Annotated in this window: 20 protein-coding genes and 2 pseudogenes; 20 read left to right on the top strand and 2 right to left on the bottom strand. The window is 64.8% G+C overall.

All coding sequences use genetic code 11. From position 1 onward, the window contains the following. The first annotated feature begins 14 nt into the window (after window positions 1-14). The 3 genes from E2K76_RS10055 to E2K76_RS10045 all read left to right on the top strand — a co-directional run bounded on the left by E2K76_RS10055 (window position 15) and on the right by E2K76_RS10045 (window position 2,643). On the top strand, window positions 15-473 hold the full coding sequence (locus E2K76_RS10055) for a tripartite tricarboxylate transporter TctB family protein (RefSeq protein ID WP_136684164.1): 459 nt from the start codon (window positions 15-17) through the stop codon (window positions 471-473). Between the two features lie 10 nt (window positions 474-483). Beyond that, complete coding sequence (locus tag E2K76_RS10050) at window positions 484-1,989, top strand: tripartite tricarboxylate transporter permease (RefSeq protein WP_136684163.1); 1,506 nt, start codon at window positions 484-486, stop codon at window positions 1,987-1,989. 105 nt (window positions 1,990-2,094) lie between these two features. After that, entirely contained in the window at window positions 2,095-2,643 is a 549-nt protein-coding gene (locus E2K76_RS10045; RefSeq protein WP_136684162.1) for a CHAP domain-containing protein, read from the top strand. A gap of 353 nt (window positions 2,644-2,996) precedes the next feature. Here E2K76_RS10045 and E2K76_RS21185 read toward each other — a convergent pair. After that, window positions 2,997-3,421 (bottom strand): annotated as a pseudogene (locus E2K76_RS21185) (hypothetical protein); the annotation flags it as partial. A gap of 109 nt (window positions 3,422-3,530) precedes the next feature. On the opposite strand from E2K76_RS21185, the gene E2K76_RS10040 reads away from it, so the two are divergent. From E2K76_RS10040 to E2K76_RS21115, 13 genes are all read left to right on the top strand, one after another. Further along, window positions 3,531-4,187: a hypothetical protein gene (locus E2K76_RS10040; RefSeq protein ID WP_136684161.1), complete on the top strand. Its 657-nt coding sequence runs from the start codon at window positions 3,531-3,533 to the stop codon at window positions 4,185-4,187. Window positions 4,188-4,238: 51 nt separating this feature from the next. Then, the gene (locus tag E2K76_RS10035; protein ID WP_136684160.1) at window positions 4,239-4,760 is read left to right on the top strand and encodes a sigma-70 family RNA polymerase sigma factor; all 522 of its coding nucleotides are present in this window, start codon (window positions 4,239-4,241) and stop codon (window positions 4,758-4,760) included. Beyond that, window positions 4,750-5,484, top strand: coding sequence for an anti-sigma factor family protein (locus tag E2K76_RS10030; RefSeq protein WP_136684159.1), 735 nt, complete (start codon window positions 4,750-4,752; stop codon window positions 5,482-5,484). Before E2K76_RS10035 ends, E2K76_RS10030 begins: the two co-directional genes overlap by 11 nt. Before the next feature lie 98 nt (window positions 5,485-5,582). Then, the gene (locus E2K76_RS20320) at window positions 5,583-5,732 is read left to right on the top strand and encodes a hypothetical protein (protein ID WP_169053259.1); all 150 of its coding nucleotides are present in this window, start codon (window positions 5,583-5,585) and stop codon (window positions 5,730-5,732) included. Then, window positions 5,729-6,385: an exopolysaccharide biosynthesis protein gene (locus E2K76_RS10025; protein WP_136684158.1), complete on the top strand. Its 657-nt coding sequence runs from the start codon at window positions 5,729-5,731 to the stop codon at window positions 6,383-6,385. Before E2K76_RS20320 ends, E2K76_RS10025 begins: the two co-directional genes overlap by 4 nt. Window positions 6,386-6,394: 9 nt before the next feature. Continuing rightward, window positions 6,395-7,945, top strand: coding sequence for a TerC family protein (locus E2K76_RS10020; RefSeq protein ID WP_136684157.1), 1,551 nt, complete (start codon window positions 6,395-6,397; stop codon window positions 7,943-7,945). A gap of 378 nt (window positions 7,946-8,323) precedes the next feature. Then, window positions 8,324-10,405 (top strand): hydantoinase/oxoprolinase family protein, encoded by a 2,082-nt coding sequence (locus E2K76_RS10015; protein ID WP_136684156.1) that lies wholly within the window; start codon window positions 8,324-8,326, stop codon window positions 10,403-10,405. Then, on the top strand, window positions 10,402-12,057 hold the full coding sequence (locus tag E2K76_RS10010) for a hydantoinase B/oxoprolinase family protein (protein WP_136684155.1): 1,656 nt from the start codon (window positions 10,402-10,404) through the stop codon (window positions 12,055-12,057). The genes E2K76_RS10015 and E2K76_RS10010 overlap by 4 nt, the downstream gene beginning before the upstream one ends. After that, window positions 12,054-13,616: an ABC transporter substrate-binding protein gene (locus tag E2K76_RS10005; protein WP_136684154.1), complete on the top strand. Its 1,563-nt coding sequence runs from the start codon at window positions 12,054-12,056 to the stop codon at window positions 13,614-13,616. Before E2K76_RS10010 ends, E2K76_RS10005 begins: the two co-directional genes overlap by 4 nt. After that, window positions 13,613-14,569: an ABC transporter permease gene (locus E2K76_RS10000; RefSeq protein ID WP_136684153.1), complete on the top strand. Its 957-nt coding sequence runs from the start codon at window positions 13,613-13,615 to the stop codon at window positions 14,567-14,569. Before E2K76_RS10005 ends, E2K76_RS10000 begins: the two co-directional genes overlap by 4 nt. Then, the gene (locus E2K76_RS09995; protein WP_136684152.1) at window positions 14,566-15,420 is read left to right on the top strand and encodes an ABC transporter permease; all 855 of its coding nucleotides are present in this window, start codon (window positions 14,566-14,568) and stop codon (window positions 15,418-15,420) included. The genes E2K76_RS10000 and E2K76_RS09995 overlap by 4 nt, the downstream gene beginning before the upstream one ends. After that, complete coding sequence (locus E2K76_RS09990; protein WP_136684151.1) at window positions 15,417-17,060, top strand: ABC transporter ATP-binding protein; 1,644 nt, start codon at window positions 15,417-15,419, stop codon at window positions 17,058-17,060. The genes E2K76_RS09995 and E2K76_RS09990 overlap by 4 nt, the downstream gene beginning before the upstream one ends. A gap of 165 nt (window positions 17,061-17,225) precedes the next feature. Further along, window positions 17,226-17,393: a hypothetical protein gene (locus E2K76_RS21115; protein WP_350339342.1), complete on the top strand. Its 168-nt coding sequence runs from the start codon at window positions 17,226-17,228 to the stop codon at window positions 17,391-17,393. A gap of 170 nt (window positions 17,394-17,563) precedes the next feature. Here the strand turns inward: E2K76_RS21115 and E2K76_RS20815 are convergent. Continuing rightward, window positions 17,564-17,735 (bottom strand): annotated as a pseudogene (locus E2K76_RS20815) (transposase); the annotation flags it as partial. Between the two features lie 356 nt (window positions 17,736-18,091). On the opposite strand from E2K76_RS20815, the gene E2K76_RS09975 reads away from it, so the two are divergent. From E2K76_RS09975 to E2K76_RS09960, 4 genes are all read left to right on the top strand, one after another. Continuing rightward, window positions 18,092-19,057, top strand: coding sequence for a DUF4394 domain-containing protein (locus E2K76_RS09975; protein WP_136684180.1), 966 nt, complete (start codon window positions 18,092-18,094; stop codon window positions 19,055-19,057). 509 nt (window positions 19,058-19,566) lie between these two features. Next, window positions 19,567-21,192 carry an alpha/beta hydrolase gene (locus E2K76_RS20810; protein ID WP_246032934.1) on the top strand — a complete coding sequence of 542 codons (1,626 nt, stop codon included), beginning with the start codon at window positions 19,567-19,569 and terminating at the stop codon, window positions 21,190-21,192. Between the two features lie 57 nt (window positions 21,193-21,249). Beyond that, window positions 21,250-22,584, top strand: a complete 1,335-nt coding sequence (locus tag E2K76_RS09965) for a metal-dependent hydrolase family protein (protein WP_246032933.1) — start codon at window positions 21,250-21,252, stop codon at window positions 22,582-22,584. Window positions 22,585-22,630: 46 nt separating this feature from the next. After that, complete coding sequence (locus E2K76_RS09960; protein WP_136684148.1) at window positions 22,631-23,335, top strand: porin family protein; 705 nt, start codon at window positions 22,631-22,633, stop codon at window positions 23,333-23,335. The last annotated feature ends 15 nt before the right edge of the window (window positions 23,336-23,350 follow it).

Here is a 23,350-nt window from a genome sequence, read left to right as displayed (position 1 = left end):
AGGGGGAGGGTTCAATGAAAACCGAAATCGACAAGGGCGATGCCATCGCGGGCATCCTGTTCATACTGGCGGGGTTGTTCTTCGCCTATCAATCGCTTGGGATGGAGCTTGGCACCTCGCTGCGCATGGGGCCGGGATATTTCCCGCTGGTATTGGCGGGGGTGCTGATCCTGCTGGGCGTCACCGTCATGGTCAAGGCGGTGCGGAACGAGGCTGAGCCGATCGGCCCGCTTGCCATCCGCGGGATACTGCTGATCCTGCCCGCCCCGATCTTCTTCGGGCTGACGGTGCGGGGGCTGGGCTTCGTCGTGTCGCTGTTCCTGACGGCGTTGATCGCCGCCTTCGCCTCTCGCAAGATGAAGCCGCATTACGCGGTTCTGCTCGCGGTGCTGGTCACGATCTTCTCGACGCTGGTTTTCAGCTATGCGCTCGGTCTGCCGTTCCAGCGGTTCGGCCCGTGGCTGCGGTTCTGAGGGGGCAGAGATGGACTTTCTTTCAAACCTCGCCCTTGGCTTCGCCACGGCTACCTCGTTCGCGAACCTGGGGTTCTGCCTTATCGGCGTGATCCTCGGAACGCTGGTCGGCGTGCTGCCGGGCATCGGCGCAACGGCGACCATCGCGATGCTGCTGCCGATTACCTTCCAGCTTGAACCCGTATCGTCGCTGATCATGCTGGCGGGGATTTATTACGGCGCGCAATATGGCGGCTCGACCACGGCGATCCTGATCAACATGCCGGGGGAAAGCTCCTCGGCGGTGACGGCGATCGACGGCTACCAGCTGGCGCGCAGGGGCAAGGCGGGGACGGCGCTGGCCGTGGCCGCGCTCGGCTCGTTCTTCGCCGGGTCGGTCTCGACCTTCCTCGTGGCCATCTTCGCCCCGCCGCTGACGGTCGTTGCGCTGAAATTCGGCGCGGCAGAGTATTTCTCGTTGATGGTGCTGGGCCTCGTCAGTTCGGTCGCGCTGGCGCATGGCTCGATCCTGAAGGCGCTGGCGATGGTGGTGCTGGGGCTTCTGCTGGGCCTTGTCGGGACCGACATCTATTCCGGCACGCCGCGTTTCATCATGGGCATTCGCGAATATGCGGATGGGCTGAACTTCGTCGCCGTGGCGGTGGGGGTATTCGGGATCGCGGAGATCCTGCGGAACCTCGAATCCGAGCAGACACGCGAGGTGATGAAGACCAACGTCCGAAACCTCTGGCCCTCGCGCGAGGATTTCAAGCGGATGGTCGCGCCGGTGCTGCGGGGGACGGCGCTTGGATCGGCGCTGGGCATCCTGCCCGGGGGCGGCGCGATCCTTGCGTCCTTTGCCAGCTATACGGTGGAAAAGCGCATCTCGAAGAACCCGCAGGAATTCGGGCGCGGCGCGATCGAAGGGGTGGCGGGGCCTGAATCTGCCAACAACGCAGGGGCGCAGACCTCGTTCATTCCACTGCTGACGCTGGGCATTCCGGCGAACCCGGTCATGGCGCTGATGGTCGGCGCGATGATCATCCAAGGCATCGTGCCGGGGCCGAACGTGGCCACCGAACAGCCCGCGCTGTTCTGGGGGATCATCGCCAGCATGTGGATCGGCAACCTGATGCTGATCGTGCTGAACCTGCCGCTGATCGGGCTGTGGGTGAAGCTGCTGACGGTGCCGTATTACGTGCTGTTCCCGATCATCATGGCCTTCTGCTCCATCGGGGTCTACTCGGTGCGCTCGAACGTCTATGATCTCTATGCCGTCGCCGCATTCGGGCTTTTGGGATATGTCATGCTGAAGCTGCGCTGCGAGCCTGCGCCGCTGCTTCTGGGCTTCGTTCTCGGCCCGCTGCTGGAGGAGAACCTGCGCCGCGCCATGATCCTGTCGCGCGGCGATCCGGCAACTTTCGCCACCCGCCCGATCAGCGCCGGATTGCTGCTTCTGTCACTGGTGGTTCTGATCGTCGTGTTCCTGCCGCAGGTGCGTAAAAAACGCGACGAGGTCTTCGTCGAAGACAACTGAAACATGTATCGGCGGGGTTCCGCGCATCCCCGCCGGTCGTTGTTGATCCATTAACCCTTTCCGTGGTGTCTGCCTGTCAACCGGACAAAACGGATTTGGGACAGAATGAAGGTCAAGAGCTGGATCGGCGGCATCGCCATTTCTTGCGCAATGGCGCTTGGTGCCCATGCGTCGACGGGCGATCATTCCAACGATCCCATCGTCGTAGCTGCCGTCAGCCCTGCCGAGCTTCAACGGGCAACCCATGACGCCACGCGTCAGGTTCAGGGCAAAAGCCGCATCTGGTGCGTGCCCTTCGCCCGCCTCGTCTCGGGGGTGGAGATTCGTGGCAATGCCAATACGTGGTGGAACCAGGCAGGCAATGAGTATCCGCGCGGCCATACCCCGATCACGGGGGCGGTCCTGAACTTCCGTTCCTCAAAGGCGATGCCCATGGGCCATGTCGCCGTCGTGGCGGAAGTGGTGGACTCCCGCACCATCAAGGTGGTGCAGGCCAACTGGACGCGCAACCGCATCACCGTGGATGCGGTGATCGACGTCTCGCCCCGCAATGACTGGTCGCAGGTGCGCGTGGACAACGGTGGCAGCTTCGGTCGGGTGAACCCGGCCTATGGCTTCATCTATCGTCCCGCCGAAACGCTGGCCAGCAACTGACGCCTATTTCGCAGCGCGAAAACGGGCGGGCACCCGGCACCTTCGCGGCACTGGCTTGGCGGTTCCTTACCGAACTCATCCACTGGCCCCATACCGTCCCATCGCTGACTTTGCCCTTCGCGCCCAACCGTCCTAACCGCCGCGCGTCGTCTTCGGTCAGCACTGCCCCGCAAGCCGCCCTGACCTGCCGCGGTCAGTCGCCTGGTCATAACGAGGGTCGGCCGGTTTGAGATTGGTGGTCGGCGGGTGGCCTGATGGCCAGCGCGTCGGGCGCGGAGCCATCGTGTAGCCCAAGCATCCAGCGTGCATCGAGCGGCGTCAGATTTCCGAGCGAGAGGTGCGGCCTGACTACGTTATAGTAGCGCCATACGGCGAATCTTGCGGCGGGGATCGTCGAGGCTGTCGGAAATCTCCTCGTTTAGCCGTGCATCGCGCAGGCGTTGAAGCTTTCGATCAGGGCGATCTGAACCGCTCGGAGTTTGCCGAGGGCTGATTTTCGTTGGTTGCGCAGGCGTGGGTTCGCCCTGGGAGTTGTCCTCGGCTTCCGCCGGTGGGATGTTCCCGATGGGCTCCAGCCAGGGGTGGTTGTTGAACCAGTCGACCCATCCCAATGTGGCGTATTCGACCGCTTCGGAGCTGCGACCTGGTCCGCGGCGGTGGACGACCTCAGCGTTGAAGATACCGTTGATCGTCTCGGCTGTCGCATCGTCATGGTTGCCCGAACGCTGCCGACCCGGAGGTCGCTACCCGCTTCGGCCCAGCGTTCGGTGTAGCGCAACTGCCTGCGCGTGTAACCAAGCGGCGACATATTGATGAAGCTTCCGTGTCGGCCTGCTTTGCTTTCGCGCGATTTACGTATAAATCCCGGCACTCCTCAGTAGCCGCCGATGAGTTTTCCGGACCATACCAGCCTGCACAGCGCCGCAGGAGTGCAGGCGATCCGCGGCGCCGGCGTCGTGATGTTGGTTGCGGCATGGGCGCTGAGCCTGCATGCGCCCGTCAGGATCAGCTGGGAAAACGGTCTGCTGGAGAATGCGCAAGTCGCCGTCCTGATCGCGGCGGCGTTCCTGTCGGCGTTTTTGTATCGCCGGGACGATGCTGGTGTGCGGCGGCTCTGGATCGCGGCGGGTGTGCTCTGGATCATCCTCGTCGCGCGCGAGTTGAGCTGGGGCGCGGTGTTCCTCGATCCGGTGGGCATGACGCATTACGGGCCAAGCTTTTCATCGTCGCTGCTCTGGTATCGGCCCGCCGTGACACCGATCGTGGCCCTTGCCCTGATCGTGGCCGTTATCGCCTTTGCGACCTCTGACCCGATTGCGGCATTCAAGCGTGCGTGGCGGCACGGCAGCCTGCCGCTGTTCGACTTCTTCGCTTTCGCCGCGGCGATGCTGATCTCGACCGCGTCCGAGGGGCATATGGGGCTCGACCTTGGCGCTTGGCCGGGGGACCATCAGATCCTCGAAGAAGCGGTCGAACTTGCGGCTTATATCTTTCTGCTTTCGGGGCAGTTGAAACTGGCGGGCGGCGTTCCCGATCGAGAATAATCTTCTGCCGGCCTGCAAGGACTCGCTGCGCGGCTTCGTATACATATCGACATGCCAAGACCAAGCCGCGAAATCCTGACCCATATGCCCCGCCTGCGCCGCTATGCCATCGTGCTGACGCGTGACGAGGGCATGGCAGAAGATCTTTTGCAGGAAGCGTTCCTGCGTGCCCATGAGCGTCAGGCCAGTCTGGATCGCAAAAGGCCCTTGCTCGGCTGGCTTCTGTCGATCCTGCACAATGCGTTCATCGACGGCACCCGCGCCCGGAATGCGCGCGAACGGCGCGAGGCGGATTACGCCGCATTGCTGGAGCCGCAGGCTTCGGGGATGCAGGAGGAGGCGTTGCGCTTGTCCCAGCTTCGGTCCGCATTCTTCCGACTGCCGGACGACCAGCGCGAGGCGCTTCATCTGATCGCCGTCGAAGAGTTGAGCTACGTCGAGGCGGCGGCGCTGCTGCACGTTCCGCAGGGGACGCTGATGGCCCGGGTCAGCCGTGCCCGCGCGACCTTGCGTGCCTTCGAGGCGGGCGAGAAGACCAACCTGCGCTTGATCGGAGGCAAGGATGCCGGCTGATGTGAACCGCGACGATCTGGACGCTTATGTCGATGGCCAGCTCGACCCTTGGCAGCGCATGGCGGTCGAAGGATGGCTGGCCCTCCATCCGGCCGAGGCGGCGCGTGTCATGGACGAACTGCGCCTGAAGGCAGAGTTGAAGCTGGCGCTGGGCTTGCCCGGGGGCAGGGTGGGCGACGGTCAGCGCGCAAAGGAACTCGGGCGGGCCCTGGCGCCGCGCTGGTTCGGGCTTGGCGTTCCGGCGATGGCGGCGGCGGCGTCGATTTTCGCGCTGTGGATCGCCTTCGGGCCGGTCGGCGTGCGCGAGGGGTTCGCTGCGCCGCCCCCGCCACCCTTCGTCGAAAGTGCGCTGGCGGCGCGGGAAGCCAGCCTGCTGCGCCTGTCGATGGCCTCGCAGCCCGAGGCCGAGTTCGATCCGGTAGAAATCCGCGCGCTGACCGGCCTAGTCGCACCCGGCATCCCGGACGAATGGGTGCCTCGCGACGCTCAGATATTTCCCTCGCCGCAGGGCCCAGGGCTGGAGATGATCTTCGACACCCCTCATCAGGGCCGCATGTCGTTGTTTCTTGTCCGCACAGCTGGGGCCGACGGTTTCGGATCGACCAGTTTCGAAGATCTGAACCTCGCGTGGTTCATAGATGGCGGGATCGCCCATGTCCTTGGGTCGCACGCCCCGGCCGACACCCTGATCGCCGCCGCCGAACTGCTGCGATCGTCCAGATGAGGGGCCGCTATGGACCGGTACGACCGGAGGGCGAGACGCGGCTGCGGACCCGCGATGCATCCGCGAGACCGTCGCACGCCAGCCCTTGCCCCCATGACATGACGCAGACCGTCAGGCAGGAACAGGCCCTCAAGCGCATCGAAACTCTGACGGCTGTAATCGCGTGCAAGAGCCGGGCCGATCTGGGTAACGCCATGGCGGGGATGTCCCTAGGCGGCTTCGAGGATTTCGATGACGAGGGCGAATGAAAGACGTAATTTCCGATGACCACCCGCCCTCCGGGGCGTCGGAGGAAGACCGAAGTCGCCTCCCGCTTTCCGACCTGCTGGACCGTTTCGCTGCCGAGGGGCGCGATCGTGTCAGCCTGTCCGATCTCATCCACTGGTTCGGCAGCCGGGCGACGCAGGCGCTGCTGCTGATCTTCGGGATACTGAACATCCTGCCCAACCCGCCCGGATCGTCTGCGGTGCTGGGCCTGCCGATGCTTTATCTGTCCGTCGCGCTTATCCGCGACAGGGGGCCGGTCTTTCCGCAGGCGATCCTGCGGCGCAGCTTTTCGGGCAGCCTGTTCGCCGCCATCGCCACCCGCGCGACCCCGGTGCTGCGACGGTTCGAGCGGATCATGCATCCGCGCTTCGAACCTGTGACCGAAGGGGTGGCATCGCGCGTCACCGGCGGGCTGTGCCTGGTCCTTGCCTTCATCCTCGTCCTGCCGATCCCGCTGGGAAACATCCCGCCCGCCGCATGCATCTGCGTGCTGGCGCTGGCTGCCATCGCCCGCGACGGGATCTGGGTGTTGATCGGCTGGGCGGCCTCGGTCCTTTGCATCGTCCTGCTTTCGGGCGCGACGATCGCGACGCTTCACTTCATCGCGCAGTTCTTCCTGCGCCTGTCCTCATAGGAGACCGCCGTGCTTTTCGAATGGATGTCCGATCCCGCCGCGTGGGCTGGCCTTGCCACGCTGATCGTGCTGGAGATCGTGCTGGGCATCGACAACCTCGTGTTCATCGCCGTGCTGGCGGACAAGCTGCCGCCGCACCAGCGCGACAAGGCGCGGATGATCGGCCTGACGCTGGCGCTGGTCATGCGGCTGGGCCTTCTGGCCTCCGTCGCATGGATCGTGACGCTGACCGAGCCATTGTTCAGCATCTTCGGGCATCCCTTCTCGGGGCGCGACCTGATCCTGATCTTCGGGGGCCTGTTCCTCTTGTTCAAAGGCACGATGGAGCTGCACGAGCGTCTGGAAGGCGCGTCCCACCACAAGCAAGCCAACCCCGTCCACGCCGTCTTCTGGCAGTTGCTCGTGCAGATCGTGGTGCTGGATGCGGTCTTCTCGCTCGACAGCGTCATCACTGCGGTGGGAATGGTCGAACATCTGTCTGTGATGATGATCGCCGTCATCGTCGCCGTGGGCGTCATGATGCTGTCGGCAAAACCGTTGATGGCATTCGTGTCGCGCCACCCGACCGTGGTGATCCTGTGCCTCGGCTTTCTGATGATGATCGGTTTCTCGCTTATCACCGAGGGTTTCGGCTTCCACATCCCGAAGGGCTATCTCTATGCCGCCATCGGCTTCTCGGTCGGGATCGAGGCGTTGAACCAGATTGCCCGCCGCAACCGCGAACGGGTGCTGACCACGGGCGATCTGCGCGACCGCACCGCCGGGGCGGTCCTGCGGATGCTGGGCGGCGCGCGGGGCGAGGACCTTGGCGGAGCCGCCGATACGATGGCCAAGCAGGTCGAGGAGCAGTCGATCTTTGGCCGCGAGGAGAAGGACATGATCCGTTCCGTCCTGACACTGGCCGACCGCCCCGCAACATCGGTGATGACCCCCCGGAACGAGATCGACTGGCTGGACCTGAACGCGGACGAGGATACCTTGCGCGAGCAGATCCTGATCCAAGGCCATTCGCGCTTCCTTCTGGCGCGCGGCGGCTTGGAGAACTTCGTCGGTGCCGCGCTGGCCAAGGACCTTCTGCGCGATTTGCTGACGGCAGGCAGGATCGACCTTGCCAACTCCGTCCGCGAACCTTTGATCGTGCATGAAAGCCTGAATGTGGTGCGCCTGATGGAACAGCTTCGCACCTCTCCCGTGCAGCTTGCCGTCATCCCGGACGAATTCGGCGCGTTGGAGGGTATCGCAACGCCGACCGACATCCTGGAGGCCATCGCAGGCGACTTCCCGGAGGAGGGAGAGGAGCCGTTGCTGGCCGAGCAGGCCGAAGACGGGTCTTGGCACTTCAGCGGCTGGATCGACATCCGCCGCGCGGGTGACCTGCTGGAGACGGACTTCAGAGACGAGGCCGAACGCTATTCCACGCTGGCAGGTTATGTCCTGTGGTCGCTGGGACGCCTGCCGGAGACCGGTGAGGCGGTGATCATCGGCGAATGGACCTTCGAGATCGAAAAGATCGAGAACCGGGCGATCGAGATGTTGAGGGCACGGCGGATCGCGGCCTAGGGACTATGAGAGGGGGCGACGCCGCCCCCCTGTGCCAATCGGGTTGCGGCCAGCCTTGATCAATTCCGTGCCGGCAGCGCCCGTTAGCTCGCGATGGAGGGTCCTGGATTTTCCGGGGCTCGGCCCCGACCTCCGCTTTGCCGATCACGGCGGGGCGCCGTCAGCATCCGGTTGTCGCCCCGAACCTCCCTGATCGGCCTTGGATCGCACCTCTGACCGGCCGGAGAACGAGAGTTCTTTCCCCGTGCCTGTCGGGGCGGAACCAGCGCGCCGGGCGATGGCAAAACAGGAAAGGCTTCTATCGCTCTGAGCCTGACCGAAGACGTAGACTTTCGATCCGAAGCGCCTGTGCGCGCCTTTGAAACGAAGGATCAGAACTTGTCTTCCTTACGCCTCTCGTCGGATGTCGGCGGCACTTTTACCGATATCGTTCTTCAAGAAGGCGATAGCCGTTGGACCGCAAAGGTCCTCACGACCCCCGCCGCTCCCGAAAAGGGGGTGATGCAGGGCGTGGCCGAAATCCTCGCGCTTGCCGGGCGGAGCCTTCGGGATGTCGCAAGCTTCGTGCACGGAACCACCCTTGCCACCAATGCGATCATCGAACGCCGTGGCGCGAGGACGGCGCTTTTGACCACGAAAGGCTTTCGCGACGTTCTGGAGATCGGGACCGAAAGCCGTTACGATCAATACGAACTGGCGCTGGATCGTCCTGCCCCGCTTGTCGCGCGTCCTCTGCGGCTGACGGTGGCGGAACGTATCGACGCGCGCGGCAAGGTGCTTTTGCCGCTTGATGAGCCTGCGCTGCATGCGATTGCGGAGCGGGCGAGGGCGGAGCGTGTCGAGAGCCTCGCCATCGCGTTCCTGCATGCCTATGCCAATCCAAAGCATGAGCAGCGCGCGGGCGAAATCCTGCGGGCGATGGTGCCCGGTCTGGCGATCTCGCTTTCGTCGGACGTCTGCCCCGAGATTCGCGAATATGAACGTATCTCGACGACGGTCGCGAATGCCTATGTCCAGCCTTTGATCGACGGATATCTGGGGCGGCTTCAACAGGAACTGCGCGAAAGGGGCTTTGTCGGAACGCTTGCGCTGATCACTTCGGGCGGGGGGCTGACCTCCATCGAAACGGCGCGGGCGTTTCCCGTGCGGCTGGTCGAATCCGGTCCGGCGGGCGGGGCGGTCTTTGCTGCAGAGGTTGCCGCGCGGCTGGACGAGCGGCGCGTCATCGCATTCGATATGGGCGGCACCACCGCCAAGGTCAGCCTGATCCGCGACTTCCGCACGGAATCCGCCCGCCTGTTCGAGGTGGACCGCGCCGCCAGGTTCCTCAAAGGGTCGGGCCTGCCGCTGCGTATTCCGGTGATCGAATTGGTCGAGATCGGCGCGGGCGGCGGATCGCTGGCCGGTGTGGATCATCTGGGCCGCATCGGCGTCGGGCCGGAAAGCGCGTCCTCGGTGCCCGGTCCCGCCTCCTATGGACTTGGAGGCGCTCGTCCTGCTGTCACGGATGCCGATGTGGCGCTGGGCCTGATCCGGCCCGATGGTTTCGCCGGGGGGGCAATCACGCTCGATCCCGAAAAGGCGCGGGCGGCATTGCGCGAAGCGATCGGCGCGCCGCTGGGCTTGGATGACGAAACCGCCGCCCATGCGGTCTATGAGGTGGTGTGCGAGAATATGGCCAGCGCCGCCCGGGCGCATACGGTGGAACGGGGCGTCGATGCCTCGGATCATACCATGATCGCATTCGGCGGCGCGGCCCCGCTGCATGTCGCCCGCGTGGCCGAGAAGATCGGCGTGCCGCGGGTGATCATCCCCTCCAACGCTGGTGTCGGCTCGGCTGTCGGCTTCCTTGCCGCGCCCGTCGCGCTGGAGATCGTCCGCAGCGCATATCAGCGGCTGGACCGGTTCGATCCCGTCGCCGCAACCGCGGTGCTGGACGAGGTCGGCCGCGAGATCCGCGCATGGGTCGAACCCGCATCCCAAGGCGCGCCCACGCAGGAGACGCGGATTGCCTTCATGCGCTATGTCGGCCAAGGGCACGAGATCGCCGTTTCCCTGCCGCTGCGCGCGCTGACGGACGCCGATGGCGATGCGATCCGCGCCGAATACGAGGCGACTTACGAGGCCCATTTCGGGCGCCGCATCCCGAATGCCGCCATCGAAATCCTGGCGTGGTCCGTCAGCGCGGCGACGGCACAGGACCGCCCCAAGGCCATCGCGCCGGTCACGACCCGCATCCCAGCCCGCCCCGGCGGCAGCACCCGCATCTTCGACGGGCGCGCGGGCGCATGGCGCGACGTCCATCTTTACGACAGGGCGGCGCTTTCCCCCGGTTCGACCCTGTCCGGCCCCGCCCTTATCGCCGAGGCCGAGACCACCACCTTCGTCACCGCCGCCTTCGACGCATGGATCGACGCGGCAGGCTCCATCGTCCTCGACCGCAAGGGAGCAGCAGCATGACATTTCACGGCAAGATCGGACTGATCGACCGCCAGATCATGTGGAACCGCCTACTGGCCGTTGTCGAGGAACAGGCGCAGGTTCTGCAGCGCACCGCCTTTTCCACCATCGTGCGCGAATCCGGCGATCTTGCGGCGGGCGTGTTCGACGCGCAGGGGCGGATGCTGGCGCAAGCCGTGACCGGCACACCGGGTCACATCAACTCCATGGCGCTGGCGGTCGGACATGTCATCGCGCATCACCCGCTGCACACGATGAAACCCGGGGATGTATTCATTCATAACGATCCGTGGATGGGCACCGGGCACACCAACGATATCTCGGTCACGACACCCTGCTTCGCCGGGGACCGCCTGATCGGGTTCGCCGCCTGCAACAGCCATGTGCTGGACATCGGCGGGATGGCGGACTGGACCTCCTCGACCGACGTGTTCATGGAGGGGCTGTATCTGCCCATCGTGCGCCTTGTCCGCGAAGGCGTGGTGGACGAGACGCTGATGGCCGTGATCCGCGCCAATACGCGTCAGCCGGTCGAAACCATCGGCGACGTCTATTCCCTGCTGAACTGCAACGAAATCGCCTGCCGCCGCCTGCGCGAGATGATGGAGGAGTTCAGCCTGACCGAGCTGGACGAGCTGGCGGAACACATCATCGAAACCTCGCGCCAAGGCGTGCTGAAGAAGATCGCGGCGCTTCCCAAGGGCACGTGGCGGTCCGAGATCGCGTTGGATGGCATGGACGAGCCGATCGTGCTGAAGGCGGCGCTGACCATCGCCGATGACGGCATCCATGTCGATTACTCCGGCTCGGCCCCGATGACGAAGCGGAACTTCAACGTGCCGTTCTGCTATACGCTGGCCTATACCAGCTATGCCCTTGGCGTCGCGGTCATCAAGGACATCCCGAACAATGCCGGATCGCTTGCGCCGCGCACGGCCTTTGCGCCCGAAGGGTCGATCCTGAACGCGCTTAAGCCTGCGGCGGTGATCTCGCGCGCGCAGATGGGGTTGATGCTGCCCGACCTGATCTTCGGCTGCCTGCGTCAGGCGATCCCGGACCGCATCCCGGCCGAAGGGGCGGGCGTTCTGTGGAACATCAACGCCCGCGGCCCCCGCACCAGCCCGCCGGTCTTCGGTGATGAGTTCCGGGTCGGCGTCGTCACCACCGGCGGCATGGGCGCGTTGCCCTTCCGCGACGGGCTGTCGGCCACCGGCTTTCCCAGCGGTGTGCGCGGGGGCTCGGTCGAGATTTTCGAGAGCATGTCCACCGTCACCGTCTGGCGCAAGGAATACCGGCAGGACAGCGGCGGCCCCGGTCAGCATCGCGGCGGCCTTGGCCAGATCATCGAGATCGAGAACGGCATCCCCGAGACGTTCATCTTCGGCAACAACCTCGAACGGCTGCGCTTTCCACCGCGCGGGGCAGCGGGCGGGCATGACGGAGCCTTGGGCAGCGTTCGGGCCGCGACCCGCGATCTGACGGTGAAGCAGCTTCACGACATCGCGCCCGGCGAACGGCTGGTCCTGCAATCGCCCGGCGGCGGGGGCATGGGCGATCCGCGAGAGCGCGACCGCGCTGCCGTGCGCCGCGATCTGGAAAACGAACTCATCTCGGCCCAGGCGGCACGGGACATCTATGGATACGAGCCATGAAAAGACGCGACCTTCTTGCCGGACTCGCCGGACTTCCGCTGACCGCCCTTCTGCCGCGCATCGCGCTGGCGGCGGGGGGTGGCGGCACCGTCACAGCCGTCGCGGCCACCGAAACGCCGGTGCTTCTGGCGTTCGTCAACACCTCCAGCACGATCTGGTCGGCCAAGACCACCGAAGGGCTGCTGGAATTCGATCACGACCTGACCCCGCGCCCGCTTCTGGCCGCCGAATGGGATGTGGCCGAGGACGGGTTGACCTATACCTTCAGGTTGCGGCAGGGCGTCAAATGGCATGACGGGAATGATTTCACCGCCGATGACGTGACATTCTCGCTGGAGACGATGAAGCGCCTGCACCCGCGCAACCGTTCCACCTTCGCGCATATCACCGCGTTCGAGGCGCCGGACCCGCATACCGTCATCCTGCGGCTGGAAAAGCCGACGCCGTTCCTGCTGACCGCGCTGTCATCGGGCGAGTCCCCCATCGTGCCGAAGCATCTTTACGCCGAGGATGCGGACCCGCTGACCCATCCCAACAACACCGCGCCCATCGGCACCGGTCCCTATGTCTTCAAGGAATGGGTGCGCGGCAGCCACCTGATCTTCGACCGCAATCCGAACTATTGGGACGCCGACCTGCCGCGCGTGGACCGGCTGGTGGTGCGCTTCATCACCGATGCCGCGGCCCGCACCATTGCGTTCGAAACGGGCGACGTCGATATCGGCGTGCGCACCCCCGTTCCCTTCCGCGATCTGGAGGGGCTGGAGGATTTGGAGCATATCGTGCTGGAGCCGCAGGGCTACACCTATTCTCCGCCCAATATCACCATCGTCGAGGCGAACCTGCGCGATCCGATCCTGTCGGACCTGCGCGTGCGCCAAGCCATCGCCCATTCCATCGACCGCGAGGCGCTGGCCAAGATCGTCTTCTATGGCCGCGCGACGCCCTCGGCCTCCGCCGTGGTTCCCTATCACAAGGACTTCCATCTGGCCGATCCCAGCCCCTATGCGCTGGATTTGGGCGCGGCAAAGGCCCTTCTGGCCGAGGCGGGGCATCCGGACGGCGTGACCCTGACGCTGGACTACACCAGCGAGGATCAGCGACTGGTGGGCGAGTTCCTGCGCGCCTCGCTGTCCCGCGCGGGCATCGCGCTGGAGCTGCGCGGGCAGGACATGGGCACCCTGATCGCCCGCATCTATGGCGATCAGGCGTATCAACTGCACCTCGCCTCGATCTCCAACCTGTTCGACCCACAGGTGGGGGTTCAGCGGCTGTATTGGTCCAAGAACATCATCAAGGGCGTCGCATTCTCGAACGGCACCGGATACCAGAACCCCGAAGTGGACGCGCTGCTGGAAGCCGCCGCGACCAGCACCGACCGCGCCGCCCGGATTGAGGCGTGGCACGAGGTCCAGCGCATCGTCGCGCGCGACGTGCCGAACTTCCCTCTTGTCGCACCGACATGGCTGACCATCGCCAACACCCGGATCGAGGGGCACACCTCCGGGGCCGAAGGGGCCTATGACGGATCGCTGCGCCGTCTGGCCGTGCGCGCATGATCCGGCGCGCTGCCCTTCACGCGATCCCGACGATGGTGGGGGTCGTGATCGTCAGCTTTCTGATGCTGCACCTGATGCCCGGCGACGCGGTGGACGCGCTGGCGGGCATATCCGGCGGAGCATCGGCGGAAACGGTGGCGGCGATGCGGTCGGCATATGGGCTTGACGATCCGCTGGGCGTGCAGCTTGCGCGCTATGCCGCGGGGGTGTTCACATTGGATTTCGGGCATTCCATCAGCTATGGCGCGCCGGTCTTTGATGTAATCGTGGACCGCTTGCCCGCCACGCTGCTGCTGGCGGCCACAGCGTTCACCATCGCGTTGGTGATCGGGGTCGCGGCAGGCTGGGCGATGGCGGTCTTTGCGGACCGCTGGCAGGACCGCACGCTTTCGGCAGGGGTGCTGTTCCTCTATTCCGCGCCCAGCTTCTGGGTCGGGTTGATGGCGATCGTGGTGTTTTCGGCCAAGCTGAACCTGTTCCCGCTGGGCGGAGCCGAGACCATCGGCGCCGACCTGACCGGCTGGGCACTGGTGGCGGATCGGCTTCATCACCTGATCCTTCCGGCTTCGGCGCTGGCAGCCTTCTTCGTTGCCATCTATGCCCGCCTGACCCGTGCCGCCATGCTGGAGGTGCTGCACCAGGACTTCATCCGCACCGCCCGGGCCAAAGGGCTGCATCCCCTGCGCCTGCAATTCCGCCATGGCCTTCGCAATGCGCTGATCCCGGTCGTCACGATGGCGGGGCTGCATTTCGGCAATCTCGTCGGCGGCGCGGTCGTGGTCGAGACGGTGTTCAACTGGCCCGGCCTTGGCCGTCTGACGATGGGGGCGCTTGCCTCGCGCGATATCAGCGTGCTGCTGGGCATCTTGCTGATGACATCGGTGGTGGTGATCGCGGCGAACATCCTGATCGACTGGCTGGTCGCACGGCTTGATCCGAGGGTTTCGGCATGACGGTCATCGACCACCCCCTGCGCGCGCGACCCAAACGCCGGCCCTTGCGCGATCCGTTTCTTCTGCTTCCGCTTCTGGTGCTGCTGGCCGTTGCGGTCATGGCGATCAGCGCGCCATGGCTCTTTCCCGGTGATCCGCTGGACATGGTCGCGATGCCCTACCTCTGGCCGCTGGATGATCCTGCGTTTCCGCTGGGGACGGACTCGCTCGGGCGCGATCTGACGGCGGGGCTGTTCCACGGCGCGCGGGCGACATTGCTGGTCGGGATTTCCTCTGCCGCGCTGTGCCTCGGTTTCGGCACGCTGATCGGGGCGGCGGCGGGGTATCTTGGCGGCAGGACCGACCTGATCCTGATGCGCGTGACCGAGATTTTCCAGACCATGCCGACGATGCTGCTGGTCATCGTGCTGCTGGCGATCAGCGACCCGTCGCTGACGCTGATCGTGGTCGCAATCGGTCTGGCCTCCTGGCCCATGGTTGCGCGGTTGGCGCGCGCGGAATTCATCACCCTGCGTCACCGCGATTTCGTGCTGGCGGCCCGCGCGCTTGGCTACGGCCCGTTCCGCATCGTGTTCATCGAGATTTTGCCCAACGCGCTGCCAACGCTCATCGTCGCGACATCGGTGCTGATCGCCAACGGCATCCTGATCGAAAGCGCGGTATCCTTCCTCAACCTTGGCGATGCGAATACCGTCACCTGGGGCAGCCTGATCGGGGCAGGGCGCACGCAAATCCGCACCGAATGGTATCTGTCGGCCATTCCCGGCATCGCGATCATCCTGACCGTCCTTGCGGTGAACTTCCTGGGCGATCGCCTGACCCGCATCCTGAACCCGAGGCTCCGCGCATGACCCTTCTGAAGATCGAAAACCTTGGCGTCCGCTTCGGCGATCACGATGCCGTCGCGGGGCTGGACCTGTCGCTGGCAAAGGGCGAGGCCGTCGCGCTGGTGGGTGAAAGCGGTTGTGGCAAGTCCACGACCGCCCTTTCGGTGATGCGGCTTCTGCCACCGGCGGCCAGGCTGCGGGGCCGTGTGCTTCTGGACGGGACCGACCTGCTTTCGCTGTCCGAGCCGCAGATGCGGCGGGTGCGCGGCAACCGCATCTCGATGATCTTTCAGGAACCGATGACCTCGCTCAATCCGGTGCACAGCATCGGCGCGCAGATCGTCGAGGCGATCCGCCAGCACGCGGATATCGACAAGCCCGCCGCGCGCAAACGGGCGCTGGAACTGCTGGATATGGTCCATATGCCGGACAGCGCCCGCCGGATCGACGATTTCCCGCATGAATTTTCCGGCGGACAGCGCCAGCGCGTGATGATTGCCATGGCGATAGCCTCCCGCCCCGAACTGATGATCGCGGACGAGCCGACGACGGCGCTGGACGCCACGATCCAGCACCAGATCCTTTCGCTTCTGGACGAGCTTCGGCGCGAACTGGGGATGGGCCTGCTGCTGATCAGCCACGATCTGTCTGTCGTCTCGCGCTGGACCGATCGCGCCGTGATCATGCATCACGGCCAGCATATGGAAGAACTTGCGGCGAAGGATCTGTTCACCAGCGGCCATCACCCTTACACGCGCGGGCTGGTCTCGGCGTCGCTCCGGCTCGATCGGGATCAGCATTACCGCAGCTCGCGTCTGCCGGAGATCCGGGTCACGCGCGATGCGGGCGATTATGCCTTCAGCGTGGTCCGGCGCCCGGCGCCCGTCGCCGCTGTGCCGGATGACGGGATCGCCCTGCGGACGCATGATCTGACCGTCACTTACAAGACCGCGCGGGGGCCGGTCACGGCGCTTGACGGCGTGTCGGTCGCGATCCCCAAAGGCGGCACCCTTGGCCTCGTCGGGGAATCCGGCAGCGGCAAATCGACCTTGGCGCGGGCGCTGACACAGCTTGTCACCGCAACCTCGGGGCGGATCGAGCTGGACGGGCAGGACGTGACCCATCCGCGCGGCGCGGCGCTGCGCGATCTGCGCCGGCGGGTGCAGATGGTGTTTCAGGACCCGTATGCCTCGCTGAACCCTCGCCATTCGGTCGGCTATATCCTTGAAACGCCGCTGGCTGTGCATGACGGCCTTGGCTCGGCGGAACGCGCGAAGAAGGTGCGGCAAGTGCTGGATCAGGTCGGGCTGCCCGCCGCCGCCGCAGACCGGATGCCCCACGAATTCTCGGGCGGGCAGCGCCAGCGTATCGGGATCGCCCGCGCGCTTGTCATGCGGCCTTCGGTCTTGATCTGCGACGAGCCGGTCTCGGCGCTGGACGTCTCGGTTCAGGCGACGATCCTGAACCTGTTGTCGGACCTGAAGGCGGAGCTTGGCTTTTCCTGCCTGTTCATCTCGCACGATCTTGCGGTGGTGCAATTCGTCTCGGACCGCGTGGTCGTCATGCGAAACGCCCGCGTGGTCGAAGAGAACGATCACCTGTCGATTTGGAGGCGACCGCAGACCGACTATACCCGCGGGCTGATCGCTGCCGCGAGCGGATGACCTGCCCATCGTCGCGAAGGAGGCCTAGGCCAGCGCACACGAGGCTGTCAGCGGGCTTGTCATCAGTCTGGGCATTGCGGCAACCGCGCTTGTTGCTGGCGGAGGTGACGGTCGGCAGTTCAAGAAGGCGCGATCTGGGCCGCATGGTTGGGATTCGTTTCGGCAGTGCATTCAATCGGGGGCAAGCAGACCCTGATGGGCATCAGCGAGCGTGGAAACCGTCACGTGCGGCGGCTGATCCCACGGCGCGAGATCATGCCTTCTGCATCTCAACCGCGCAAACCACGCCTTGGGAGGCTGGCACAGTGGCCCGGATTGTCTGGGCCATCCTGACCGAGCCCGGCAATGTCCATGTGCAGTCGAAAGGCGCAGCTGCGAGCTGACCTCCTCGCAGCAGAACCAATTGCAGGGGACGTGATAACCAAACGGTTGATCGACCACGGGTAAGCCACGCGCGAAAAAATGACTGTATCCCGCGCTACTAAACTGGAACCTGAGGGGCGGATGTCGAGCATCTGATCGGCCAATAACCGCTTCAGCTCGGAATTCTCATCCGTGACCGCGTCCAGCCGTTTGGCCCCGGACGCCGTCATCACGGAATACTTCGCCTTCCAAGCATAGAAGGTGCCCTCAGAGGTCAGCACACTTTGCGTCTGTCTTGTGCTCATTCAGAATGCCAATGATCTTCGGGGCCCGAGCCCGCACGCACGGCAATGTCGGATGGCAGGTGGGGCCAGAGAAGAACGGGCTTCCCGAAATGCCGCCGTGCTTGAGCGCGCAGAAGAATGGGATGAAGATCGTTCATCTTGCGCGACCCCTACAGTGGCGTGTCGCAGTCATGATTGGCTGGCAAAGGGGTCGGGACGCGATCAACATGCTGAAGACCCGACTCTAAACACCGCAAAATTCGATTTGGATGCACCTGCGTCCAAAAACATAAAAGTTCCTTAACGCTTTGACCGAGCTACAATTTCGTGCGTCAGAACGCAGTACGATCTGACGGCCTTTAACCAGTAATCGGAGAAATCCTCATGAAGCTATACACCGCTCTTTTGGGCAGTGCAGTGTCCGTATTTGTTGCAAGCGCGGCTTCGGCGGCGACGGTCCCTTCGGGCGCAACGGGGTATGCGCTGGGCAATAACGGCACCACTCTGGTGACCATGCAAGACCTGAACACGCCCGGCATAGCCACCGGACAGGCAATCACCGACGCCTCGGGCGCGCGCGTTTCGCTAAGCTCTCTGGCGTTCCGGCCATCGAACAGATCCATGTATGGATACAGCGACGTGAATGATACGGTCTATACGGTCGACGTCGCCTCGGGCATCGCAACTGCGGTCGTTACTGCGGGCGCTGCCGAGCGGACCTCGACCGACTCGCTCGGCTTTGATTTCAACAACGTTCTGGATGCTGCACGGATCGTCACCACCGCGGACGAGAACCGCGTTTTCTTCCCCAAGAACACCCCACCCAATATTGCAGGTGAAGCCGCCGGGATCATGGATCTGGCCTATGCGGCCGGTGACGTGAACGAGGGCAACGACCCGTCTGTTTTCGCCAATGCCTATACCAACGCGGTCGCCAATCCGACGGCGAACGTGCAGTTCGTGCTGGATAGCCAGTGGGACTCGCTGGCGATCCTTGCCAACAATGCCGGCACGCTGACCACGATCGGCAGCCTGTTCGTCGACGGCAAGGCGTTCGACTTCACCAGCGCAGGTGGCTTCGACATCCTGTCGCTGGCCGAGGGCGACAATCAGGCGCTGGCGCTGCTGTCGACCGGATTCTCCACCGGCCTTTACCAGATCGACCTGACCGCCGATGCCTTGGGCAGGGTGAACGCCTATCTTATCAGTGACGCGCCTTCGGATTTCGGTGCGTTGGACGGGTTTGCCGTCGCCTCGCCCGCGCCGGTGCCGCTGCCGGCCGGGATCGTCCTGCTGGGCACGGGCCTCATTGCTGTCGCAGGTCTGTCGCGTCGCCGCAAAGCTGCCTGACGGATGGAGGCGGGCGATCCGCCCGCCTCGCCCTTTGCGCAGGCAAGACGTCCATGGTCCGAATGAGGCAGGTCCGGCCGTTCGGATTCGTGATCATCGGCGAGTGCGTTCGCAGATTTCCTCGACCTTGCGAACTTCATCCTGCGGGTGATTGGCGAATGTGCGGGCCCATCGCTGTTCGGCAACGGCAACGGCGCCTTCTCGCTTGGCTGGACGGACCCCTATGCCGTCGCCCCCGTTCCGCTTCCGGCCCCGGCGCTGCTTTCGGCCATTGGCCTGCTGGCGATGCGGACACGTCACCGCCAAACGTAACGACACGGAAATGCGAATGGGAAAGCCGGGGCAGTTCTTGCCGCGGCTTGTTGCTTTTGACCGATGGAAACAGCCGACGATGCGGGCGAGTCCGCAATCGCTCTTGCAGTTCCATCCCGATCGGCCATGGTCTGCCAACCGAACGGCGTTCCTGGGGCAAGCGTGTTATGGGCAACTGGCAAGAAGTTTTCGGTGCCGTGGCTGCACGCGTCTCCGGCATCGGCTTGATCGTCGGCACCTTTTTCATGGCGGCATCTTTGACCCCCAGCCTCATCCCGCGCAGCGATCTGGTGCAGGGGGTTCTTGCGGGGGTCAGCTTCACAGCGGGCTATGGCATCGCGCTGCTTCTGAAATGGCTGTGGCTCTATGTCCAGCTGCCGGTGCCGGGGGCATGGCTGTCGCGCAAGCTTTTCGTCGTGTCGGGGTCGCTTTGCGTGCTGACGGCGGCAACGTTCCTTGTCAAGGCGGCGGACTGGCAGAATGCGATCCGCGAGGCGATGGGCATCGCGCCCGTTCCGACCGCGCTGCCGATCCTGATCGGGGCGATCGCCGCGGGAACGGCGATCATCCTCGTCGGGTCCGGCAAGCTTCTGGGTATCCTGTGGCAGCGCGTCTCGCTGCGGCTTGGGCGCTATGTCCGGCCCCGTCTGGCGCGGATCATCGGGCTTGCGCTGGTGCTGGGCATCGTGACTTTTCTTGGCAACGGCGTTCTGTTCAGCGGTTTCCTTCGCATCGCCGACAGTTCCGCGCAGGCGCTGGATGCGGTGATCGAGCCGGATCTGGCCGCGCCCGCCGATCCCATGTCCACGGGCAGCGCCGCGTCCCTGATCTCGTGGGAGGATCTGGGGCGCGAGGGTCGCAACTTCATCGGCGGCGCGATCCGTGCGGATCGTATCCGGCAGGTGACCGGACTGGAGGCGATCGACCCTGTGCGCGTCTATGTCGGCCTGAATGCCGCCGAGGAACCGGCGGAGCGTGCCGCTTTGGCCGTGGCAGAGCTGGAGCGCATCGGTGGGTTCGATCGCAGCCATCTGGTGATCGCCATGCCCACGGGCACCGGCTGGATGGACCCCGCCGCGTTCGAAACGCTGGAATATCTGCAACGTGGCGATGTCGCGACGTTGGCGATCCAGTATTCCTATCTGCAAAGCTGGCTGTCGCTGCTGGTAGAGCCGGAATATTCGACCGAAGCGGGCCGCGCGCTGTTCAGCGCGGTTTATACGCGGTGGAAACAGCTGCCCGAGGCGACGCGCCCGGAACTGTTCCTTTATGGCCTGAGCCTTGGCGCCTACAGCTCGCAGCAATCGATGCGGCTGCACGAGATCATCGACGAGCCGGTCTCGGGCGCGCTTTGGGTCGGCCCGCCCTTCGTCAGCCCGCTTTGGCAGACGCTGACAGCGGAACGCGAACCCGGATCACCGGCATGGCTGCCAAAGTTGGATCAGGGGCAGATGGTGCGGTTCACGAATGGCACGGATGGGCTGGACGGCGCCGCGGAATGGGGGCGGATGCGGATCGTGTATCTGCAATATGCCAGCGATCCGATCGTATTCTTCAGATCCGACAGCGCGTTTCGCAAACCCGATTGGATGGAGGAACCGCGCGGTCCCGACGTTTCCCGCGAACTGCGCTGGTATCCGATCATCAGCTTTCTTCAGCAGGGCTTCGACATGGCCATCGCATTGGCCGTCCCGATGGGTCACGGGCATCTCTATGCCTTCACCGACCATATCGCGCCATGGATGGAAGTGATGCCACCGCAGGGTTGGGAGCCGTCCGACATTTCCCGGCTGCGCGCGCATCTTCAGACGCGGAACGACTAATCGTTGACAAGGGCATTTCCCGCCATCACGGTGACGTGACCGAGTGGGAGATATGGAATGTGCCGTGTCTGCTTCGAAACCGCGCCCGGAAAACTGCAGTTCTGCCATTGCGGAAGCCCCGATACCCTTGCTGCGATGCGCCGGATCGAAGCGGATATCTCCCGCCGCCAGATGATCGGCGGAATGGCGGCGGTCGTGGGTATGTTCGCGGGGTTCGGCCTTGCTCCGGTCCGCGCGCAGGCGGCCGGGCGGCCTCTGCTTCTGACCAATCTGCGGTTCTTCGACGGCCATGATCCGGTGCTGAAAAGCGGCATGGACATTCTGATCGACGGTGACCGCATCGCGGCGCTTCCGGCTGTGGGGCAGGGCCCGGCCGATGCAGAACGGATCGATTGCGGCGGCCGCACCGTCATCCCCGGCCTGATCGACAGCCATTGGCACACGACGCTGGCCGCCATCAGCCAGATCGCCGCGCTGACGCAGGATATCGGCTTCGTTCACCTGATGGCCGGCAAGGAAGCGGGCGATACGCTGATGCGCGGCTTCACCACCGTGCGTGACGTGGGCGGCCCGGCCTTTGGCTTGCAGGCGGCGGTGGATCGCGGCGTGGTGACGGGGCCGCGTATCTTTCCGTCCGGGGCGATCCTGTCGCAAACCTCGGGGCACGGCGATTTCCGGTTCCAGAACAGTCTTCCGATGATGCCTTCGGACCCGGCGGATTACGCCACGCGCCAAGGGATGACCGCATTGGCCGATGGCGCGCCCGAAGTTCTGCGGCGCACGCGCGAGCAGTTGATGAAGGGCGCGAGCCAGATCAAGATCTCGGCAGGGGGCGGCGTCGCCTCGGCCTATGATCCGCTGGAATCGCTTCAGTTCACCGAGGCCGAGATGCGCGCCGCCGTTGATGCCGCCAGCGATTGGGGCACTTATGTCTGCGCGCATGTCTATACCTCGGCAGGCATTCGGCGCTGCATCACGGCGGGGGTGCGGTCGATCGAACATGGGCAGTTGGCGGACGAGGACACCGTGCGCATGATGGCCGACAATGGAACCTGGTGGTCGATCCAGCCCTTCCTTGCCGACAAGGACGCCAATACCTACACCGATCCCAAGGCCGTCGCCGCGCAGCGGACCGTGGCCGAGGGCACGGTTCGCGCCTTCGAGTTCGCCGAAAAGCACGGTGTGAACTGGGCCTTCGGCACCGATATCCTTTACGGCGGTGGCGAGGCGCAGGGGCGGCGGGCGATCTGCTGGCGCTTTCGGGTGCCCGCGCGCCCTATGACGGGCGGTTGGGTGTGGTGGCCGAAGGGGCGCTGGCCGATCTGCTGGTCATCGACGGCGATGCCGAAGCGAGCCTCGATTGGGTCACCGACACGGCGAACCTGCGGCTGATCATGAAAGGGGGCCGCGTGTTCAAGGATACGCTGGGGGCGGCGCCATGATCCGGACCTGCGCATTGCTGCTTGTCACGGCCCTGCCCGCAGCGGCGCAGGACTGGTCGGCGCAGGTCACGCCCTATGTCTGGGGGGTTGGTCTTGGCGGCGACATCACCCCGTTCACCGGCGCGCCGGGCATCTCTTTCGACAAGTCGATTTCCGAAGTCATCGAGGATTCCGACGGCGCGTTCTTCCTGTCGGGCTTGGTGCGGCGCGAACGGGTCGTGTTCATGGGCGATCTCAGCTGGTCGTCGTCATCCCGCGCGGGTCGCGTGGGGCCCGGCTTCCCGGCCGAGGGAAAGCTGACGCAGCGCTCGATCACGCTTCTGGGCGGCTGGCGGGTGGTGACCAACGACGAACTGACGCTGGACGCACTTGCCGGAGCGCGGGCATGGAGCATCGACGGCAGCGTGACAAGCGTGCTGCGGGCATCGGTCAGCAAGGATTTCGTGGACCCCATCGTCGCATTGCGCGCCAATTTCGCCTTGGCCCCGCAATGGTCCGCAATTCTCTACGCCGATGTCGGCGGCTTCGGCGTCGGCTCCGAAAACACCAGCCAGATCCTTGCCACCGTCAATTATCAGGCAAGCGAGCGCCTCTGGCTATCCGTCGGCTATCGCCAGCTCGCCGTCGATTACCGCAGCGGCGGCACCGATCTGGACGTGATCGTGGCCGGTCCCCTTCTGGGGGCGACATGGCGGTTCTGATGCCTGACACGAACG

The sequence above is a fragment of the Falsirhodobacter xinxiangensis genome (assembly GCF_004959935.1).
Lineage (GTDB): Bacteria > Pseudomonadota > Alphaproteobacteria > Rhodobacterales > Rhodobacteraceae > Falsirhodobacter > Falsirhodobacter xinxiangensis.
Note: the sequence above shows the minus strand (reverse complement) of the source record. Positions and strands in the feature narration are given on the sequence as shown.

Coding starts and splice junctions, on each gene's coding strand:
- E2K76_RS10055 (WP_136684164.1), top strand. CDS start 15: ATGAAAACCGAAATCGACAAGGGCGATGCCATCGCGGGCATCCTGTTC.
- E2K76_RS10050 (WP_136684163.1), top strand. CDS start 484: ATGGACTTTCTTTCAAACCTCGCCCTTGGCTTCGCCACGGCTACCTCG.
- E2K76_RS10045 (WP_136684162.1), top strand. CDS start 2,095: ATGAAGGTCAAGAGCTGGATCGGCGGCATCGCCATTTCTTGCGCAATG.
- E2K76_RS10040 (WP_136684161.1), top strand. CDS start 3,531: ATGAGTTTTCCGGACCATACCAGCCTGCACAGCGCCGCAGGAGTGCAG.
- E2K76_RS10035 (WP_136684160.1), top strand. CDS start 4,239: ATGCCAAGACCAAGCCGCGAAATCCTGACCCATATGCCCCGCCTGCGC.
- E2K76_RS10030 (WP_136684159.1), top strand. CDS start 4,750: ATGCCGGCTGATGTGAACCGCGACGATCTGGACGCTTATGTCGATGGC.
- E2K76_RS20320 (WP_169053259.1), top strand. CDS start 5,583: ATGACGCAGACCGTCAGGCAGGAACAGGCCCTCAAGCGCATCGAAACT.
- E2K76_RS10025 (WP_136684158.1), top strand. CDS start 5,729: ATGAAAGACGTAATTTCCGATGACCACCCGCCCTCCGGGGCGTCGGAG.
- E2K76_RS10010 (WP_136684155.1), top strand. CDS start 10,402: ATGACATTTCACGGCAAGATCGGACTGATCGACCGCCAGATCATGTGG.
- E2K76_RS10005 (WP_136684154.1), top strand. CDS start 12,054: ATGAAAAGACGCGACCTTCTTGCCGGACTCGCCGGACTTCCGCTGACC.
- E2K76_RS10000 (WP_136684153.1), top strand. CDS start 13,613: ATGATCCGGCGCGCTGCCCTTCACGCGATCCCGACGATGGTGGGGGTC.
- E2K76_RS09995 (WP_136684152.1), top strand. CDS start 14,566: ATGACGGTCATCGACCACCCCCTGCGCGCGCGACCCAAACGCCGGCCC.
- E2K76_RS09990 (WP_136684151.1), top strand. CDS start 15,417: ATGACCCTTCTGAAGATCGAAAACCTTGGCGTCCGCTTCGGCGATCAC.
- E2K76_RS09975 (WP_136684180.1), top strand. CDS start 18,092: ATGAAGCTATACACCGCTCTTTTGGGCAGTGCAGTGTCCGTATTTGTT.
- E2K76_RS09965 (WP_246032933.1), top strand. CDS start 21,250: ATGTGCCGTGTCTGCTTCGAAACCGCGCCCGGAAAACTGCAGTTCTGC.
- E2K76_RS09960 (WP_136684148.1), top strand. CDS start 22,631: ATGATCCGGACCTGCGCATTGCTGCTTGTCACGGCCCTGCCCGCAGCG.